13 protein-coding genes and 1 pseudogene are annotated in these 19,027 nt (G+C 56.2%); 5 read left to right on the plus strand and 9 right to left on the minus strand.

The genetic code is table 11. The annotated features are described in order from the left end of the window. Positions 1–130 precede the first annotated feature (130 nt). From Q0239_RS17385 to Q0239_RS17395, 3 genes and pseudogenes are all read right to left on the minus strand, one after another. Positions 131–1,369, minus strand: a complete 1,239-nt coding sequence (locus Q0239_RS17385) for an FAD-dependent oxidoreductase (protein ID WP_298605204.1) — start codon at positions 1,367–1,369, stop codon at positions 131–133. Positions 1,370–1,390: 21 nt separating this feature from the next. Continuing rightward, positions 1,391–1,846: pseudogene (locus tag Q0239_RS17390) on the minus strand (MaoC family dehydratase); the annotation flags it as partial. Between the two features lie 67 nt (positions 1,847–1,913). After that, positions 1,914–2,798, minus strand: a complete 885-nt coding sequence (locus Q0239_RS17395; RefSeq protein ID WP_298605208.1) for a CoA ester lyase — start codon at positions 2,796–2,798, stop codon at positions 1,914–1,916. A gap of 201 nt (positions 2,799–2,999) precedes the next feature. Here Q0239_RS17395 and cysD point away from each other — a divergent pair, with 201 nt between their 5' ends. Genes cysD through Q0239_RS17410 form a run of 3 tightly spaced genes read left to right on the plus strand, consistent with a single transcriptional unit; the run spans position 3,000 to position 6,545 of the window. Next, the gene (cysD, locus tag Q0239_RS17400) at positions 3,000–3,905 is read left to right on the plus strand and encodes a sulfate adenylyltransferase subunit CysD (protein ID WP_298605210.1); all 906 of its coding nucleotides are present in this window, start codon (positions 3,000–3,002) and stop codon (positions 3,903–3,905) included. After that, complete coding sequence (cysN, locus tag Q0239_RS17405) at positions 3,905–5,809, plus strand: sulfate adenylyltransferase subunit CysN (RefSeq protein ID WP_298605212.1); 1,905 nt, start codon at positions 3,905–3,907, stop codon at positions 5,807–5,809. Before cysD ends, cysN begins: the two co-directional genes overlap by 1 nt. Positions 5,810–5,813: 4 nt before the next feature. After that, a complete protein-coding gene (locus tag Q0239_RS17410) occupies positions 5,814–6,545 on the plus strand; it encodes a 3'(2'),5'-bisphosphate nucleotidase CysQ (protein ID WP_298605214.1) in 732 nt (243 codons plus the stop codon). Between the two features lie 12 nt (positions 6,546–6,557). Here the strand turns inward: Q0239_RS17410 and Q0239_RS17415 are convergent, their stop codons facing one another. After that, complete coding sequence (locus Q0239_RS17415) at positions 6,558–8,243, minus strand: acyl-CoA synthetase (RefSeq protein ID WP_298605216.1); 1,686 nt, start codon at positions 8,241–8,243, stop codon at positions 6,558–6,560. Continuing rightward, positions 8,230–8,511: a hypothetical protein gene (locus Q0239_RS17420; protein ID WP_298605218.1), complete on the minus strand. Its 282-nt coding sequence runs from the start codon at positions 8,509–8,511 to the stop codon at positions 8,230–8,232. Before Q0239_RS17420 ends, Q0239_RS17415 begins: the two co-directional genes overlap by 14 nt. Before the next feature lie 10 nt (positions 8,512–8,521). On the opposite strand from Q0239_RS17420, the gene Q0239_RS17425 reads away from it, so the two are divergent. After that, positions 8,522–10,753: a glycoside hydrolase family 3 protein gene (locus tag Q0239_RS17425; protein WP_298605220.1), complete on the plus strand. Its 2,232-nt coding sequence runs from the start codon at positions 8,522–8,524 to the stop codon at positions 10,751–10,753. Between the two features lie 7 nt (positions 10,754–10,760). Here Q0239_RS17425 and Q0239_RS17430 read toward each other — a convergent pair whose 3' ends face one another. From Q0239_RS17430 to Q0239_RS17445, 4 genes are all read right to left on the minus strand, one after another. Next, positions 10,761–11,957, minus strand: a complete 1,197-nt coding sequence (locus Q0239_RS17430) for an MFS transporter (RefSeq protein WP_298605222.1) — start codon at positions 11,955–11,957, stop codon at positions 10,761–10,763. After that, entirely contained in the window at positions 11,944–13,005 is a 1,062-nt protein-coding gene (locus Q0239_RS17435) for a LacI family DNA-binding transcriptional regulator (RefSeq protein ID WP_298605224.1), read from the minus strand. The genes Q0239_RS17430 and Q0239_RS17435 overlap by 14 nt, the downstream gene beginning before the upstream one ends. 2 nt (positions 13,006–13,007) lie before the next feature. Beyond that, the gene (locus Q0239_RS17440) at positions 13,008–13,979 is read right to left on the minus strand and encodes a glycoside hydrolase family 16 protein (protein ID WP_298605226.1); all 972 of its coding nucleotides are present in this window, start codon (positions 13,977–13,979) and stop codon (positions 13,008–13,010) included. 99 nt (positions 13,980–14,078) lie between these two features. Continuing rightward, positions 14,079–17,258: a TonB-dependent receptor gene (locus Q0239_RS17445; RefSeq protein WP_298605242.1), complete on the minus strand. Its 3,180-nt coding sequence runs from the start codon at positions 17,256–17,258 to the stop codon at positions 14,079–14,081. 163 nt (positions 17,259–17,421) lie between these two features. Here Q0239_RS17445 and Q0239_RS17450 point away from each other — a divergent pair, with 163 nt between their 5' ends. Next, positions 17,422–18,930, plus strand: a complete 1,509-nt coding sequence (locus Q0239_RS17450; RefSeq protein ID WP_298605227.1) for a tryptophan halogenase family protein — start codon at positions 17,422–17,424, stop codon at positions 18,928–18,930. The last annotated feature ends 97 nt before the right edge of the window (positions 18,931–19,027 follow it).

Consider the following 19,027-nt stretch of genomic DNA (forward strand, 5'->3'; position numbering starts at 1 on the left):
TGAACCGCGTAGCCGCAGGCGCACCGCCCACAAGAAAATGATCTATCTGACGCATGTCGTCTCTCTTCTCATATGACTCAATGGTGCCGCCTTAGTGCAAATGCCTTGGCGGCTAAAGGGGAAGTGTCGTTTATGCTTCGAGCAGGTCTTTGAGCGGAACCGAGCTATCGGCCAAGCGCTCTGCTGCGACAGTGGCCCTTGCCTCTACCAGTTTGCGGCCCTGCACATAATCTTTGACCATATTGACGCAATCGAGCGCAATGACCTTGCCACCCTTCAGGTAAATCACCGAAAAGCTGCGCGTGGCGGGATCGCCGCGCAGCACGGTGGCATCATGCCCGGTCGAAAGACCAACCGTCTGCAATTTCAGATCATATTGGTTTGACCAGAACCACGGCGTCGCCTTGTAAGGCTGTGCATCCGCGCCGCAGATCGTCTTGGCTGCGACGGTGGCCTGATCATTGGCATTCTGAACCGATTCCAGCCGGATCATTGCGCCATCGGCAAATCCATTTGCATGAGCCGCGCAATCACCAATTGCATAGATATCGGGAAGGCTGGTGCGGCAATATTCGTCCACCTCAACCCCATTGATGCCTATCGCTCCCGCCGCCAGTAGCGGTTCAACCGAGGGAATGATGCCAATCCCCACAATGACCATTTGCGCCGGGATGACGGAGCCATCAGCAAGCCGTACGCCGGTGACGTGTCCGTTTTCGCCTTCTAGCGCATCAATGGACACTCCCGTGCGCAGATCAACGCCATGGGCGCGATGCTCTGCTTCATAGAATTCCGATAGTTCCGGCCCGGCAACGCGAGCCAGCACACGCGGCAGCGCTTCGAGCAGCACGACCTTCTTGCCCAATTTGGTGAGCACCGCAGCCGCTTCCAACCCGATATAACCGCCGCCGATTACGACAACCTGATCGACACTGGCCAGTTCGGCCATGATTGCATCGGCATCGGCCCGGTTGCGTACACAATGCACACCGCCAAGGTCTCCACCGGGCAATGGCAAACGGCGCGGGTCGCCACCTGCGGCCCACATCAGCGATTCATAGGAACGCTCGGTTCCATCATCGAGCTTCACAGTCTTCGCCGCAGGATCGACAGCCTCAACCGAACGGCCCAGCAACAGATCGACCTGCTTTTCCTCCCAGAAGCTTCGCGGACGGATGTAGATGCGTTCGAATTCCTTCTCGCCCGCCATATATTCCTTGGAAAGCGGGGGGCGTTCATAGGGTGGTTCTTCCTCACGCCCGATGATCGTCACTGGACCCTGATAACCATTTTGTCGCAGCGCAATCGCCGCCTGCGCGCCGCCATGGCCACCGCCCACAATGATTACGCCTGCACCCTGCCTCGTCATTTCACCCTCGCTTAAATAGACTTATTGCGGTTTCTTGCGTTGCAAGCCCGAACGTTTGCAGGTCGCAACCGTCTCGCCACGCTGGTTGAATGCTTCATGCAAGAATGTAACGATGCCAGCGTCAGGCCGCGAGCGGGACTCCCGAAGTTCAATCACAGTGGTCTTGATATTCAGCGTATCGCCAATGAAAACCGGCTTGGGAAAACGCACCTCATCCCAGCCGAGATTGGCCACCGCGGTACCCAAAGTCGTGTCGCCTACCGAAATCCCGACCATCAGCCCGAGCGTGAAGCAACTATTGACGATCCGCGTGCCATAGTCGCTGCCCTTCATATATTCCTCATCGAGGTGAAGCTGCGCCGGGTTGTGCGTCATCGTGCTGAAAAGCAGATTGTCAGTCTCGGTCACCGTCCGCCGGATCGGGTGATCGAATGTCTGACCGACGCTCAGTTCGTCGAACCATAGTCCTGCCATGCGAGGCTCCCTTCTCGCTGCGCCGAAACCACAAACTGGCCGTGAAAGCCAGCGCTAAAAGCGGATTGCGCTACTCATCAACTTGCGCCAGCAATTGCTGCGCGCGCGACAGGAACGGGCGGTCGAGCATCCCGCCCTTCCAACCAATCGTCCCCACGCCGGGGTTGGCCGCAAACAGCGCTACAATTTCGCGTGCTTCCGCGATTTCTTCGGTACTTGGCGTAAAAGCCGCGTTGATGACATCAACCTGAGCCGGATGGATCGCGAGCATGCCGCGAAAACCATTGCGGCGGACTTGCTCGGCGCGCTGGCGCAACGCATCCATATCCTTGAAATCGGCACAGATCGTCTCGATCGCCGGCACCCCAGCAGTCGCCGCGCCCAGCAAGGTCAGGCTGCGCGCCAGTTCAAATGTGAAGGAATAGCTGCCATCGGCATTCCGGTTTGAATTGGCACCAACCGAATCCGCCAGATCCTCTGCTCCCCAGGTAAGAGCAGCTAAGCGTGGAGCGCCCTTATAGTCACCTGTATGAAACATGGCTTCAGCGGTTTCAGTCGCCAACACGATAACCGGCGTCGAACCCCTCTCAAAGCCCTGCGCCGCTTCAAAAGCCATCAGATAGTGATCGAGCAATTCAACATCCTGCCGCCCGTACACCTTAGGCAGCATGATGCCGCCGGGCTGCGCCGGCATGACCGCGACCAGATCGTCCAATGTGTAATGACCATCGAGCGGGTTCACCCGCACCCATATACGTGCCCGCGACGCTGCGTGGGCAATCAGGAAATCATGCACCTGCTGGCGAGCAAGCGGCTTGTTTTCGGTCGCCACTGCATCCTCAAGATCGAGCAACACGATATCGGCGGGCCCTTCGAGCGCCTTGGCCATTTTGCGTTCGCTGTCGCCAGGGGCAAATAACCAGGACCGCATCTTCAAATTTGCCATTCTCAGCATCCCCTGCCAGCGTCGATTGTCGGATCGGCCCTAACACCGTGCGTTGCGAGATATCAAGTTCCGCGACAAATGCGTGGGCGGCGCTATGACTTCCAGCGATGGGCAAACTCCAGCTACCAAATCGACAACCGATTCTTCCTAGAGCGCTTGAAGAATCCGTGTAGTGCAACGCGAAACATTATTCAGGAACGCCTTTTCCCCATGACCCGTAATTTGACGCATCTCGAACGGCTCGAAGCTGAAAGCATCCACATCATGCGCGAAGTGGTGGCCGAGGCTGAAAAGCCTGTGATGCTCTACTCGGTCGGCAAAGACAGTGCGGTGATGCTGCATCTGGCGCGCAAGGCATTCTTCCCCTCGCCGCCGCCCTTCCCGCTGCTGCATGTCGACACCACCTGGAAATTCCAGGAAATGTACAAGCTGCGCGACCGGATGGCGCAGGAAAGCGGCATGGAGCTTCTGGTCTACCAGAACCCCGAAGCCAAGGAGCGCGGCATCAACCCGTTCGATCATGGCCCTCTTCACACCGATATGTGGAAGACCGAAGGGCTGAAGCAGGCACTTGATCTTTATGGTTTCGACGCAGCCTTTGGCGGCGCGCGCCGCGACGAGGAAAAGAGCCGCGCCAAGGAACGCATCTTCTCCTTCCGAACTGCTACCCATGGCTGGGATCCGAAGAACCAGCGCCCCGAATTGTGGAACCTCTATAATGCCAAGAAGGCCAAAGGGGAGAGCATCCGCATCTTCCCGATCTCGAACTGGACCGAGCTCGATATCTGGCAATATATCCATTTGAACGACATCCCGATCGTGCCGCTATATTTCAGCGCCAAGCGCCCGACCGTCGAGCGCGACGGATTGCTTCTGATGGTCGATGACGAGCGTTTCCCCTTGCAGGAAGGCGAAGTGCCGGTCGACCGCTCCATACGCTTCCGCACGCTTGGCTGTTATCCTTTAACGGGAGCGGTCGAGAGCGAAGCCAGGACACTGCCCGAAGTCATCCAGGAAATGCTGCTGACCACGACCAGCGAACGGCAGGGCCGCGTTATCGACAAGGACGGCGGTGATGCGTCGATGGAGAAGAAGAAACAGGAGGGGTATTTCTAATGGACCCCATCTACAAAACCGACGCGCTGATCGCCGAGGATATTGACGCCTATCTGGAACAGCACCAGCATAAAAGCCTGTTGCGGTTCATCACTTGCGGCAGCGTCGACGACGGCAAATCTACGCTGATCGGGCGATTGCTCTATGACAGCAAGATGATCTTCGAGGATCAACTCGATGCTTTGCAGGCCGACAGCAAGCGCGTCGGCACGCAGGGGCAGGAAATCGACTTCGCACTGCTGGTTGATGGCCTCGCTGCCGAGCGCGAACAGGGCATCACCATAGATGTCGCCTACCGCTTCTTCGCGACCGAAAAGCGCAAGTTCATCGTCGCTGATTGCCCGGGGCATGAGCAATATACGCGCAATATGTTCACCGGCGCCTCGACCGCGGATCTTGCAGTCATCCTGATCGACGCGCGCAAGGGCGTACTCGTGCAAACCCGGCGGCACAGCTATTTGTGCAACCTCATCGGCATCAAGAATATCGTGCTAGCCGTCAACAAGATGGACCTGATCGATTATGATCAAGCCAGATATGATGCGATTGTCGCAGACTATGCTGCTTTTGCAGCGGAAATCGGCATCAAGAGCTTCACACCGATGCCTATTTCAGGCTTCAAGGGTGACAATATCACCGCGAACAGTGCGAATACGCCGTGGTACACCGGAAAGCCGCTGATCGAGCATCTGGAAACTGTCGAAATCGACAACACAACCGACCAGATGAAGCCGTTTCGCCTGCCCGTCCAATGGGTCAATCGCCCCAATCTGGACTTCCGCGGTTTTTCGGGCCTGATTTCTGGCGGGTCAGTCAAGCCTGGCGATGCCATTCGGGTTCTTCCTGGGGGAAAAACCTCAACAATCACCAAAATCGTAACGCTTGAAGGCGAATTGGATGTAGCCGTTGCCGGACAGTCGGTGACTGTCTGTTTTGCCGATGAGGTAGATTGTTCGCGCGGAAATGTGATTGCCACAGCGGATAACCCTCCCGAAGTCTCCGATCAGTTTGAAGCCACCATTGTCTGGATGGACGATGATGCTTTGCACGTCGGCAGATCCTATTGGCTGAAGCTCGGCACCCAGACAGTTTCCGTAACAATACAGCAGCCCAAATACACCATCAATGTCAATACGATGGACCATCTTGCTGCCAAAACACTTGAATTGAATGCGATTGGCGTTGCGGAGCTGTCGACCGACAAACCCATCGTGTTTGAGGCTTATGCGGACAGTCGTACTCTTGGTGGTTTCATCCTGATCGACAAGATTACCAACCGCACGGTTGGCGCTGGCATGTTGCACTTCTCATTGCGGCGCGCCCAGAACGTCCATTGGCAGCCCACCGACATAAATCGCGAAGACCATTCCGCGCTCAAGAACCAAAAACCCCGCGTCCTTTGGTTCACTGGCCTGTCCGGTTCGGGCAAATCGACGATCGCCAACGAGGTCGAGAAGCAACTCCACCTCATGAACCGGCACACCTTCCTGCTCGATGGCGATAATGTTCGTCATGGCCTGAACCGCGATCTTGGCTTTACCGAAGCCGACCGTATCGAAAATATCCGTCGCGTAGGCGAAGTGGCGAAACTGATGGCGGACGCCGGATTGATCGTGCTGACAGCGTTCATCAGTCCGTTCCGCGCTGAGCGCGATATGGTTCGCAAGATGCTGCCCGAAGGCGAGTTTATCGAGATTTTTGTCGATACCCCGCTAGAGGTAGCCGAAGCACGTGACGTCAAAGGACTTTACAAAAAGGCGCGTTCGGGCCAGCTCAAAAACTTCACCGGCATCGATAGCCCTTATGAGGCTCCGGAAAATCCGGAGATTCGCGTCAACACGGTTGAAATGACACCTGCCGAGGCAGCCGAGCATATCATCCGCAAACTCTTGCCGCTAAAGTAAATCAATGACCGACGCCGAACTTGCCGCCCATCTGGCCCATATCGCTGGCCGACTCCTGCTTGAGGTCCGCGAATCCGGCCTCTTAACTGGCAAGGAGCTTGGCGATGCGGGCGACAAAACGGCCAACCAGTTTCTTGTGGCAGCCCTGCGCCAACAGCGCCCCGAGGACGGTTTGCTGTCGGAAGAGGAGAAGGACAGTCCCGAACGGTTGAATAAATCCCGTGTCTGGATTGTCGATCCCGTCGACGGCACCCGCGAATATGGCGAAGCGCGCTCGGATTGGGCTGTGCATGTCGGCCTCGCCATAAACGGCAAGCCTGAAATCGGTGCGGTAGGGCTTCCTGGCTTGGGCGTGATATTACGAACCGACAAGCCCGCCCCACTTCCGGAAGCGGCGACGAAACCGCGTATGGTCGTCAGCCGGACGCGCCCTGCCAACGAGGCCGTTGCGGTGGCAGAACAGATTGGCGCAGAACTTGTCCCGATGGGCAGCGCAGGCGCAAAAGCCATGGCCATTGTGCGCGGCGAGGCTGAAATCTACCTGCATACAGGCGGCCAATTTGAATGGGATAGCTGCGCTCCTGCAGCCGTTGCTGCTGCGCACGGGCTTCACATCAGTCGTGTAGACGGAAGCCCGCTAATCTACAACCAGCGGGACGTTTATATGCCGGACCTGCTTATCTGCCGTCCCGAATGGGCCGATCGCGTGTTGCAGATTGTTAGCAAGTTGGTGTGATAAGCCTTTTGCTCAACTGACCGCAAAAGCCTCCGCAGCACGACGCTTCACTTCGGCATAATCCATCTTTCCATTCGGCGCGCGTGGGACTGTATCAACGAACAAAAGGTGGCGTGGTGCTTTGTAATGCGCCAATTCACCGCGGACATGATCGATCAGATCGCGCTGATCGATCACCGCGCCCGGTTTCAGCGACGCTACCGCCGCGACACGTTCGCCAAAGCGTGGATCGGGCAGACCGCATACAGCGGCATCGACGACAGCCGGATGCCGCTTCAGTGCCTCTTCGACTTCTTCAGGGAAAACCTTTTCACCACCTGTGTTTATGCACTGAGATCCGCGTCCGAGCAGGGTGAGCGAACCATCTTCATTCACCAAAGCCCAGTCGCCCGGAACTGACCAGCGCTGACCTTCGATGGTCAGGAAAGTGGACGCCGATTTGACCGGGTCCTTATAATAGCCGACCGGGATGAAACCGCCCACCGCAACGCGACCGCGAACCCCCGAACCCGGCTGAACGCGATTGCCATCCTCGTCAAAGACCGCGCAATCCTCCCCCAACGCAAACTCGGCGGTGTGCACGGTTTCTGCCGCCGTGGTAACCGACGTGCCGAGTCCAAGCGCTTCGGAAGAGCTGAACGCATCCATCAACGCCGCCTGCGGCATATGCCGCAAAAGGCCACGCTTATTTTCCTCATTCCACATCGCGCCGGACGAGGTGAAGAACAGCACCGATTTCAGATCCCACCTGCCCGGCTCGGCATCGAGCGCATCGAGCAGCGGCTGTGCAAAAGGTTGCCCCACAATGATGATCCAGGTCGCCTGCCATTTCTCGGCAAGGTTCCAGCTTTCGACCGCATCGAAATGGTCGGGCTGGTTGAGCAATACCGTACCGCCAGCGGACAAAGCCGCAAAAGCCGACAGCAATCCTGTGCCATGCATCAATGGTGGCCCGATCAGCATGCGGACCGGAATGGGAAATTCCAGCGCGCGTTGGCCGGACTGGCCGGGATGGTCCATAGGCCCGATTCCGAGCAACGGATTTGAGCCATAGCCACCTTTGCCAATCAGATCGCCCTGCCGCCACATCACTGCCTTGGGCATCCCCGTCGTGCCGCCGGTATAGATGAACATCTGGTCTTCGCTGCTTCGAGGGCCATTGCCTTCCGGCGGGCTATCGGCTGGTGCAATAGCGGAATAGGGCACCGCCCAGTGTGGAATTGGGTATCCAGAACGCTTGATCGCTATCCAGAGTTTTACACCGGGTAACCGATCCCGAATGGCGTCGATTTTCTCGGCATAGACCGTTTCGAACAGCACAGCTTCTGCATCGCCATTTTCGAACAAATAGGCCAGTTCTTCATTGCCATAGCGATAGTTGACATTGAACGGGACAAGGCTCGCTTTGAACGCGGCATAGGTCCCGATCAGATATTCAGGGCAGTTGCGCGCATAGACCGCGACTTTCGCCTGCCGACCCAAACCACCATCGACCAGATAGGCAGCCAGACCGTTTGCCGCCCGATCGAACTCTTGCCAGCTCATGACCAAATCTTGCTGCACAATAGCAGGTTTTTCTGGGATTGCCGCCGCAATCGATTCCCACATTGATGCATAGGTCCATTCGGTCATCGCAAGTATCTCCTCATCCTTGGGTCCAATCGTATTGGCAAAGAGGAACACGTCAAGTGTAGCCACCGACAATCCAAAAGTTTTGATTTTTGCTTGCCTTTTTGAACTCGTTATGAGAACGTTCACATGCATAATATGGGAGGAAATTGATGCAGGTTAAGAGATCGATATCAGCACTGGCGTTGCTGTTGGCCGGGTGCGCTCCGTCGATTTCATTTGCCGAAATTGCGACCGCCCCGTCGCCATGGGCCACTGCCGATCCGGCAGTCTGGCCAGCCGCGGCAAGCCCTGCCGAGATCACCTCACCTGCCACTGAAAAATCGATAGATGCCATCCTGTCGCAGATGACGGTTGAGCAGAAAGTCGGCCAGTTGATTCAGGCGGACATCAGCGCGATTATGCCAGAAGATTTGATCCGTTATCCGCTGGGCTCGATACTGGCGGGCGGAAACTCCGGACCTTATGGCGATGAACGTGCCAGCGCCGACAAGTGGAAGCAGTTGGTTGATGCTTTCCGCGACGTATCCCGCAAGAGCGGTGCCGGCATTCCGATATTGTTCGGCGTCGACGCGGTTCACGGCCATTCAAACCTGCCCGGCGCGACCATTTTCCCCCACAATATTGGCCTAGGCGCGGCCCGTGATCCCGATCTTATCCAGCGTATCGGCGCCGCAACTGCAGCCGAAATCGCGGCCAGCGGAATAGAGTGGACGTTTGCACCAACATTGGCCGCTCCGCAGGATGTGCGCTGGGGGCGGAGCTATGAAGGCTATTCATCGGACCCTGCACTGATTGCCAGCTATGCGAAGGCCATGACGATTGGCCTGCAAGGCGAACTCACGGCAGGAAAGCCGTTAGCCGCAGACAGGGTGGCCGCTACCGCGAAACACTTCCTGGCCGACGGCGGCACCGTTGACGGCCGCGATCAGGGCGACGCGCGGATTTCGGAAACCGAGTTGGTGGCGGTTCATGCCCAAGGCTATCCAGTTTCGATCGACGCAGGAGCGTTGACTGTAATGGCCAGCTTTTCAAGCTGGAATGGCATCAAACACCATGGCAACCGATCGTTGCTGACCGATGTCCTCAAAGGCCGAATGGGTTTTAACGGGCTGATTGTGGGTGACTGGAACGGCCATGGCCAAGTCGCAGGATGTTCTGCAACGGATTGCCCCGCCGCCATCAATGCTGGTCTTGATTTGTATATGGCGCCTGACAGCTGGAAGGGCCTTTATGAAAGCACTTTGGCCGCCGCACGTGAAGGGCGGATTACTGCAGCGCGCATAGACGATGCAGTGCGCCGCATTTTGCGCGTCAAGTTCAAACTGGGGCTGATGGGTGACCACCTGATCGAACGTGGTGACGCCTCAAAGGTTGGAACGTATGCGCATCTTGCGCTGGCCCGCGAAGCAGTCGCCAAATCGCTGGTACTCCTCAAAAACAACAAGGGCACTCTGCCCGTCCGCAAGGGCGCCCGCGTTCTGATTGCCGGGCCGGGCGCGGACAATATGGCAATGCAGGCCGGAGGGTGGACGGTTACCTGGCAGGGTACGGACACAAAGGCAGAGGATTTCCCCAAAGGCCAAACCATCGGACGAGCCATAACCGAAGCTGTTGCAGCCAGTGGTGGAAAGGCCGAAATCGTTGCCGATGGCAGCTTCTCGACAAAACCGGATGTAGCCATCGTTGTTTTGGGTGAAAAACCCTATGCGGAATTCGAAGGTGACATTCCCCACCTCGCCTTCACGCCGCAACAGGGTGAAATCGAACTTATTGAAAAGCTCAAAGCGAAAAATATCCGCGTCGTGGTGCTATTCCTTTCCGGACGTCCGCTGTTCACCGGCAAGCTGATCAATCTTGCCGATGCCTTTGTCGCAGGCTGGCTGCCCGGTTCGCAGGGTCAGGGTGTGGCCGATGTTTTGGTCGCAGGTGCCAATGGCAAGGCAGCGCGCGACTTTACCGGCAAACTGCCCTTCGCCTGGCCTGCCGATGCGCGCTCGCCCATTTCAAAGCCCCTATTCCCGCTTGGCTATGGTCTAAATTATGCGAGCAAATCCAAATTGGGCCGCGTCAACGAAAATCCCGGCACCGACATTTCTGGCTCGGAAGGTGCCACCCTTTTCATGCTGCGTGGCAAAGTGCCTGCACCCTGGCATCTCGGGCTGGATGGCGCGATCGCATCGCGCGCGATTGATGTAGGTGCTCAGGAAGACGCACGACAATTCAGTTGGAGTGACAAAGCAACCCTTTCGATTTCGGGCCCGGTTGTAAATCTGGAAAGGCAGCTTCGTGACAACGCTGTGTTGGCAATCGACTGGCGGATCGACAACTATGCCGGACAGAATGTTCGGCTTTCCTTCAATGGGGCAACGCTCGATTTGAGTGCGGCAATCAAGTCACTCGCAACTGGAACTGCCAACCAGACAAAAATTCCGCTGCGCTGCTTTGCCGAGGCCGGGGCAAAATTTGACGCCGTGGGATTGCCGTTGCGAGTGGAATCCGCGCCAGGTTTTGCCGCCTCCTTTAGAACGGTGCGCGTCGAAGCCGGGGGAGCGGAGTTGCCCTGCCCTGCTCGTTAAGGGCAGGTCAGTCGGGCATTTTCAGTAACAGCCAGCAGGCAATAGCCGCAAGCACCGCCAACAAACCAAACAGCGCACCAAATCCGTACACCGGCACCAGTGCCAAGGTCAGCCAAGGCATGATAAGCGACGGGACGGTATTGGTCAGGTTGAAAATCCCCAAATCCCTGCCGCGGTGCGCCGGTTTAGGGAGCACGCGCAATGTCTGGCTGGAATGCAAAGCAAGGAATATGCTGCTGGCCAGGCCAAAAGTCACATAACCGACAATCGCGATCTGAAGGTCCGTCGCAATCGACATTATCATGAGTCCGAAAGCCGCAATTCCCGAACAGATGGCGAGCGGAAAGATCGGGCGGCTATTCCGATCTGACCACCACCCGACATAAAGAGCAAAGAGCACGGCAGCGCAGAGCACACATGCAAAAATGGTGGCGGCACTGTTCTCCCCAAATCCTGGTTCAATGCTGCGGAACCACATCAACAGAAAAGCAAAGAGTGATGCCTCGGCAATCTGCACCAGCAAGCGGGCCAGCCACATCCGCCGGACAGCGCCATTCGGTTGTCCGCTCACCTTGGATCGCTCGTCATCTCCCGGTTCGCGCATCAAATGTGGCATATCGACTGGTCGCCCGAAAAGAAGAACCGGTGCCACTAATAGCAAAACCAGTATAACCACCGAAAGCAGCCGTTGGTTTTCCGGAATAACGCCCTGCATCGTCACCAGCGCGCCCGAAAGCGCACCCATTGCCGGTGCCAACGCCATCAGGCCACCCAACATGCCTTTCTGCACGTCAGGCACAACATCCCCAGCCCAGGCAGATAGCGGTGCGAGCATCATGTTGAGAGACATCTGCCAACACACAATGAGGGCGATTATAGTGGCTGGTTGGGTTGCAAGCGGGACAGCCAGCAGCAAACCACTCGATAGAACCATCCCCGCAGCTATCCAGGGACGTCGCGCCTGACTGACATCACTCGCCCAGCCAAAGCCGATATTTGAAATACTAGCTGACACAGCACCGGCAAAAGCGATGTAAGACAGAAGAGACAGAGCGCCTTCCCCGGCCGTTGCGGTGACATGCAGTGGCAAAAGGATCGTCAGCAACGGTATATAGGCAATCGATGCGCCCGCGACAGCCAGCGCGTAAAGATACAGAAAGCGCGTCGATTGGCGTACGGTGTCTGGTCTACTATCCTGCGGCATCGCTGCCCGGCGCTGCCGTGCTGCCGCGTTCGATCAGGCTACCGGCGATCACCACAGGTTGCGGCTCTTCGGGAGCATTCCCATTCAAGATCAGCAGTTCGACCGCCTTGGAAAAGGTGGCCGCAATCGGCTGATCGACTGCAGTGAGATGCGGCGATGTAAAGCGGGCAACCGGAGTATTGTCAAAACTGAGCAAGGAAAGGTCACGGGGAACCGAAAGTCCCTTCTTTTTAGCGGCATCGAGAGCAGCAAGAGTCATCTGGTCGTTGCTGGCAATGATTGCGGTCGGTGGTTCATCCAGCGCCAGCAGCTTTTCGGTGGCCGCGACACCACTTTCATAGCTGAAATCGCCGCGAACGCACAATCCATCCTGAGGCAGGCCCGCATCGTTCATCGCTGCGCGCCAGCCGTCGATGCGCCAATTCGACAGGCTATATTCGTCCGATCCGGCGATGAAACCAATCCTGCGATGCCCCAGCTTGATCAAATGCTCGGTCGCCAGCCGGGCCGAACCTTCATCATCCATGATCATCGCGATGCCCGGCCCCGGCTCTTTCGAACCAATCCGGGCAAAAGGGATTTTGCGTTCGACCAAGAGGCCAGTGATCAATGAATTTTCCGAGTGTGGTGGCGTCAATATTACACCATCGGGCTGGAGTGCAGCGATCGTTGCCCCCAGTTCGCGCTCAACATGGTCGCTGTGCGTATCGACCAGTTCGAAAATCATGCGATAGCCATGCTCCGCCGCTTTGAGCATACCGCCGAGCAACATCTGATCTACCCAGTCAGTGCCCTGCCGCGCCTGCCAATCGGCAATTGTGCGATCGCGATCATTTATCGCCAGGATGAGGTAGGAGCGCGATCCACTCATCCGCTGTGCCGCGATCGAGGGGACATAACCAAGCTTGTCGATCGAAGCCTGGACCTTTGCCTTCATCGCTGGACGCACATTCGGCTCATTGTTGATGACACGGCTCACCGTCTGCAGGGATACCCCTGCATCGGCTGCAACATGCTTGATCGTGACTGCCTGGCGACGCCTCGCCATTCCTATTCTTCCCTTTCGCCGCCGTTCATGCAGGCCAACCCCGTCTCACGATCGGTCGAGCATTGATAAATTCGGATCCAATCGATTGCAAATACCGCCGGCGTCACATTGTCAGCAACCCCCTTGTCATTATTATCTTCGGACAATTTGCCGCCAATGGCCAGATTTGCCATGATGTAAAAGGGTTGGTCGAACGGCGCAACGGGATTTCCCTTGGCCTTTGGCGAAGCGCTGTTCCAGTCTTCTTCGGTCAGCTCCCAATATTGTCGCCCATCGAGGTAGAAACGCATCAGTCCCTCGCCCCACTCCAATGTCCACACATGGAATTCGTCCGAGGGCAGCGCGAGCGAAGGTAATGCAACCCTTGTATCGCGGACCTTGTTTTTTGGCGCATAGTCACCAAAATGCAGCGCACTTATCATGCGGTTTTCGCCGACATTTCCCTCGCATTGCGGGCAAGTCGCCCCCAGATTGACGCCTTCCAATATGTCGATTTCGCCAGAAAGGGGCCACCGCCCATAGAAGTTTTCCGAGGGCATCATCCAGACTGCAGGCCAAGTCCCCTGCCCCCTGGGCGGCTTGGCCCGGAATTCGATCTTGCCATATTTCCAGCTGGAAATACCAAGCGTGCGGATCTTGCCTGAAGTATATGACTGTGTCTTTTTCGGATTAGGATTTGACGCAATTTCCGGCGGCCGATCCGGGCCGCGAAACTTTTCCTTATGCGCGACTAGAAGCAATTTGCCATTGGCGACACGGATATTCTTCGACCGGTCGGTATAGCATTGGCGTTCGTTATTGCCCCCTCCCCAGCACGACATTTCCGGTTTCCACTTGCTGCGGTCCAGCTGATTGCCGTCAAATTCGTCTGACCAAACAAGGCTCCATTCAGCAGGCTGCTCAGCTGCCAGTGCCGGACGGCCCGAAACTGTAACGACTGCGAGAAAGGCCAGAAAAACGGGTTTCATTCGCATAACGCCAATCCTTTACTGTCTACGCAAATGGTGCAGAAAAGAAAAGCGGGCCAAGGTTGAATGACCAAGGCCCGCTTAGAGGTTGCATTAGTGGAAGGATTAGAATTCGAAACGTGCCAGGAAAGTGAATCGCCGGTCGTTGCGGAATGCCGAACGGGTCGCGCGGGTTCCGTTAAAGTCGATCACCTGCGACGTGCGCGTGACTTCATCGAGCAGATTTACGCCCTGAACACCCAGTTTGATACCATCCATCACAGTGAAGAAGATCGACCCGTCGAGTTGGCCCGTGCTCTCGCCATAAATCGGCGAGAATGGGAAGATCACGTCGCGAGGCGTCTGCAAGAAGTCGGACCGCCAATTATAGGCGACACGGGCAGAAATCGGTCCCTTTTCATAGAAGGCGACAGCATTGACGGTATGTTTCGACACACCCGCTAGCGGCAAACCGCCCGCAAATGGACTTTGCTCTGATCCTAATGTCGAATTGTTGAAGTCACCTGCATCGACATAGGTATAGGTCAACTGTGCACCCAAACCGCTGAGGAAACCCGGCAGGAAGTCATATGTCTGCTGGTACGCGATTTCTGCGCCTTTCAAAGTGCCGCCATCGCTGTTGACCGGCGTATCGAATAGAACATCGGTAATACCCGATTGCGTTTGAAAAGGGCGAATGACGGCGCCGCTGTTGACTATATTTTTGATGTCTTTGACAAATGCTGAAACGGTCAAAGACCCAACATCTGCCCAATACCATTCGACTGACAGATCATAATTCCATGATTCTACCGGACGAAGGAAACGATTTCCTGTTCGGATACCAATGAGCGGGCCTGTTGCCAACGTTCCGCCAGCACGCAGATTGTTGGTGTTGTCATAAGCTCCGCCACCAGATGCAAAGGACGACAGGTCTGGACGGGAAATTCCCTTTGAAACCGCACCACGAACCAAAATGCCATTCCCAAAATCGAGCTTGGCATTAAAGCTTGGCAGCCAATTGGTGTAACGAATGTTGAGCGGATCGGGAATAATTTCTCCGGTAAATAGCGCGGCGAAAGCTGCCTGCCGCTCTGGCGTCAATCCGCAATATCCCGGCACAGGCGTTATATTATTGGCCAGAATAAAGGCGCATGAACCCTGTACTTCCGCCAACTGAACGACGCCATCGCGATTACCATTATTGTCGAATATCTCCGGTGAAGGAAGGCTGAACGATCCACCGCTCTGCACCTTCGTGCTGACATAGCGCAGACCGATATTGCCACTCAGCGTCACCTTGTCGCTTAAATTGGCACCGTAATCTACACGTGCATATGCACCAAAAGTGCTTTCGTCGACGTCCGATATTTCACCTGCGTTCCATACACCTCCGGGCAAATTGCTTGCACGAGCCGAGATCGGAAACCAGGCGTTGGGGGTGAGTGTATACGCTGTAATAGCGGCGGCTTGGGTTCGGATTGCTCCGCTCAGATAGTCGGCAACCATATTGTCACCACCGAAGAAGAAGGCAGAGCCGTCTCCCAACGGAACGGGCGCATTACCGCGCTGGAATCCACTGCCAAACGGATTGCGCAGGTTTGCTGAATTCGGGAAGTCACGCACATAGGCACCGCCGCAGCCGAAGGCCTGGAAGTCACCACAGTTCCAATTCCCCCCACGACCAGTCCACGGCGCGCCGAGATTTCCCCAGTTGGAGAAATTAGCGCTTCGGGTCACGCGGTTACGATCACCCCAGCGCGCTCCGAAACGGGCTTTTTTGAAGAAGCCATCGTCGCTGACATCATATTCGCCGTCAAAACGCATGCTCGTCAATTCGCCGTCGTTCTTGACCTGATTGTCTAGCAGGAACCAATAAAATGTCCGTGACGGATCGTTAAAATAGCTCGACGGCGAGGTTGAGGAACCTGGCTGCAGGAATTCGACCTGCGGAGTGGTTCCCGAATTGTCGATACGAACGTCCGAATATGTCTGCATCGCCGAGATGAAACCATCTTCGGTGCGATCCGATTTGATGTGCTGCACTTCAAAGTTGAACCGCAGGCGATCTGAAGGGTTCAGCTTCAGATGCACCGACAAATCTTCGGTCATTGCAGTGTCTTCACGCTGGAAGCGGAGCAACTCGGTCGGTATACCGCGTCCTCCGGTGAAGGGCTGTAACTGTGTCAACGTACCCGAAATGAACTGGCCATTTTCGATGACAGGTGTGGTTCCTGGCGCTACGACCGGGAACAGGCCATCATCATTGACTAGCGCCAACACCGCATATTCGTTCAACGTTGCATCGGTTTCAGCACGCAGATATTCAACGGTGACAAGTGCGCTGCCATCATTGCTTTCCCATTGGCCAACTGCCGAAAAAGCATTGCGGTCGCGCGTCAGGTCGGTTGTACGGACACCCGCGCCTTTGGGTACAAAGATGGCCCCTGCCGGCGGGAAGTTGCTCTCATTAAACTGCTGCGATCCACCAAAGCCACCTGAACCAACCGGGCGGACACGGATGCAAGCGGCGGTAAGCGAAGCTGCGCGGTAACATGGATCGGTAATTTGCGACGCGTCGGTTTTCGTTACCAATTCGGACTGGGCATAAGCCAGTTGCAGTCCAAATGTACCCATACCAGTTTCAAATGTATTGGAGCCGAGGATCGAGAAACCCGGAGACCATTCCTTCGCCATGTCACCATAATTGCCCTCGATCGTGCCCGCGATATGGAGGCCCGGCTTATCGAGCGGCTTGCGGGTCACGAGGTTGACCGAACCCGAGATACCACCTTCAATCATATCGGAGGTGTTATTCTTGAACACTTCAACGCGACCAAGCAATTCAGGGGAAACATCGTTGAACGACAGCTCTCGCCCGCCATTGGCCGAAAAAATGTCGCGACCATTCAGCTCTGAACGCACATAGGGAAGGCCACGGATGATAACGCCCGAGCCTTCAACAGAGAAACGGTCAGGGTCGTTGCGCTGTTCGAAACGGGAAATGTTGACGCCTGGAACACGCTGAAGCGCTTCAGCGACAGAGCGGTCTGCAAGCGCACCAATATCTTCCGCGGTGATGACATCAACGAATGTGTCAGCATCCTTCTTGATGTTCTGCGCATTTTCCAGCGATTTGCGAAAACCGGTGACGATGATTTCTTCTTCGGTTTCTGCAGCGACTGCGCTGGCATCAGCTTCGTCCGCAGATTGCGCGAGAGCGGGCTGCGCAATCAGCGCGCACAGCGCGAGGCTAGAAGCCGTGGAAAGCGCCGTAAAACGGCTGGAACGCGCGAATTTTGACATGGTAGCCAAGCAAACCTCCCTAAATCCTCCTGCGGGGGTATGATTCCCTCCGTCATTTTGACACATAATACCAATTGAGAGCGTTCACAAGATACAAAATGAACGTTCACAATTTGCACATCCACGTTATATGTCTATGCTGTTTCAGGGAGGAAAAGGCGTCATGGCCATTGAGAAAATCGTCATTGTGGGCGGCGGGACCGCGGGCTGGATGGCTGCGGCGGCGTTATCCCGTTTGCGTGCCGGACGCGATGTCGCAATCACACTTGTCGAATCGGAAATGATCGGCACGGTTGGCGTCGGAGAGGCAACGATCCCGCCCTTCCTCGATTTCAACCGCCTGCTCGAAGTCGATGAACGCGAAATGCTGGCAGCAGTTCAGGGCAGCTTCAAACTCGGCATCCAGTTTGTGAACTGGGGCAAGCTGGGCGACAGCTATATCCACCCTTTCGGCAACTATGGCTATCAGATGGGCGGAATTTCCTTCCACCATGTCTGGCATAAGTTCAATTCCGCAGGCGACAGGCGGCCTATCCAGGTCTTCAACGTTGAAACGATGGCGGCGCATTTCGGACGCTTTGCCCGCACCGAAGACTATGCCCGCGAAGACCTGCCCCCGGTCAATTACGCCTATCATCTCGATGCCGGCCGCTACGCCCGTTACCTTCGCGGCTATGCCGAAAAGCGCGGCGTCGTTCGCCTGGAAGGCAAGGTCAACGACGTCGCAATCGATGGCGAAAGCGGCTTTGTCTCCTCGATCACATTGGAGGACGGAACCCAAATTGCGGGCGATCTGTTCATCGACTGCTCGGGCTTTCGCGGGCTGCTCATCGAGCAGGCACTCAAGACCGGTTATGAGGATTGGTCCAACTACCTTCCCTGCGACCGTGCAGTTGCCCTCCCCTGTGAGCGCGAAGACGGGAGCGGGCCCCTGCCCTACACCCGCGCAACTGCGCACCAGGCCGGTTGGCAATGGCAAGTTCCGTTGCAACATCGCAACGGCAACGGCCATGTTTATTGCAGCCATTTTATGTCGGACGACGAAGCACTCGACATCTTGGTAAAGAATATTGCCGGAAAACCGGGAGCCGACCCCAATTTCCTCCGCTTTACTACCGGTCGGCGTAAGAAATTCTGGAACAAAAATGTGGTAGCTCTGGGCCTGTCAGCAGGTTTCATGGAACCGCTCGAATCCACATCGATCCACCTGATCAACACCGGTATCAACAAACTGATAGCAGTATTGTCACTCGATGGGATTACGCAGACGCAGGAAGATGCATTCAATCGCCTGACCGGCAAGGAATATGCCCGCATCCGCGATTTCCTGATCCTGCATTACAACACGACCGCGCGAGACGACAGCGAGTTCTGGAATCATTGCCGGACGATGGCGGTTCCGGAAAGCTTGACCGAAAAAGTGGAACTGTTCCGGATGAACGGACAGATTTTCCGCGAGGATGACGAACTGTTCACCGAGACGAGCTGGGCTGCCGTGATGATGGGGCAAGGCATAAGGATGAACGGCCACAATCCAATGGCTGATTGCATGGATGACCCCGCCACCAAGAAGGAACTGGACGCCATCGAACAATCGATCCGCTTCGTGGTCCAGCACATGCCGACGCATGGCGACTATCTACAGAAATACTGCCCGGCGCAGCGTCTCTAAGTCCGCTGCTCGGCGGCGGCGGATCTTACACGATGGAATAGCGCAATCAAACTGCCCTATCGGGCCGGTGCAACCCCGTCTGCCTGCGCCGCAAATG

Source organism: uncultured Sphingorhabdus sp. (assembly GCF_937872355.1).
In the GTDB taxonomy this organism is placed as follows: Bacteria; Pseudomonadota; Alphaproteobacteria; order Sphingomonadales; family Sphingomonadaceae; genus Sphingorhabdus_B.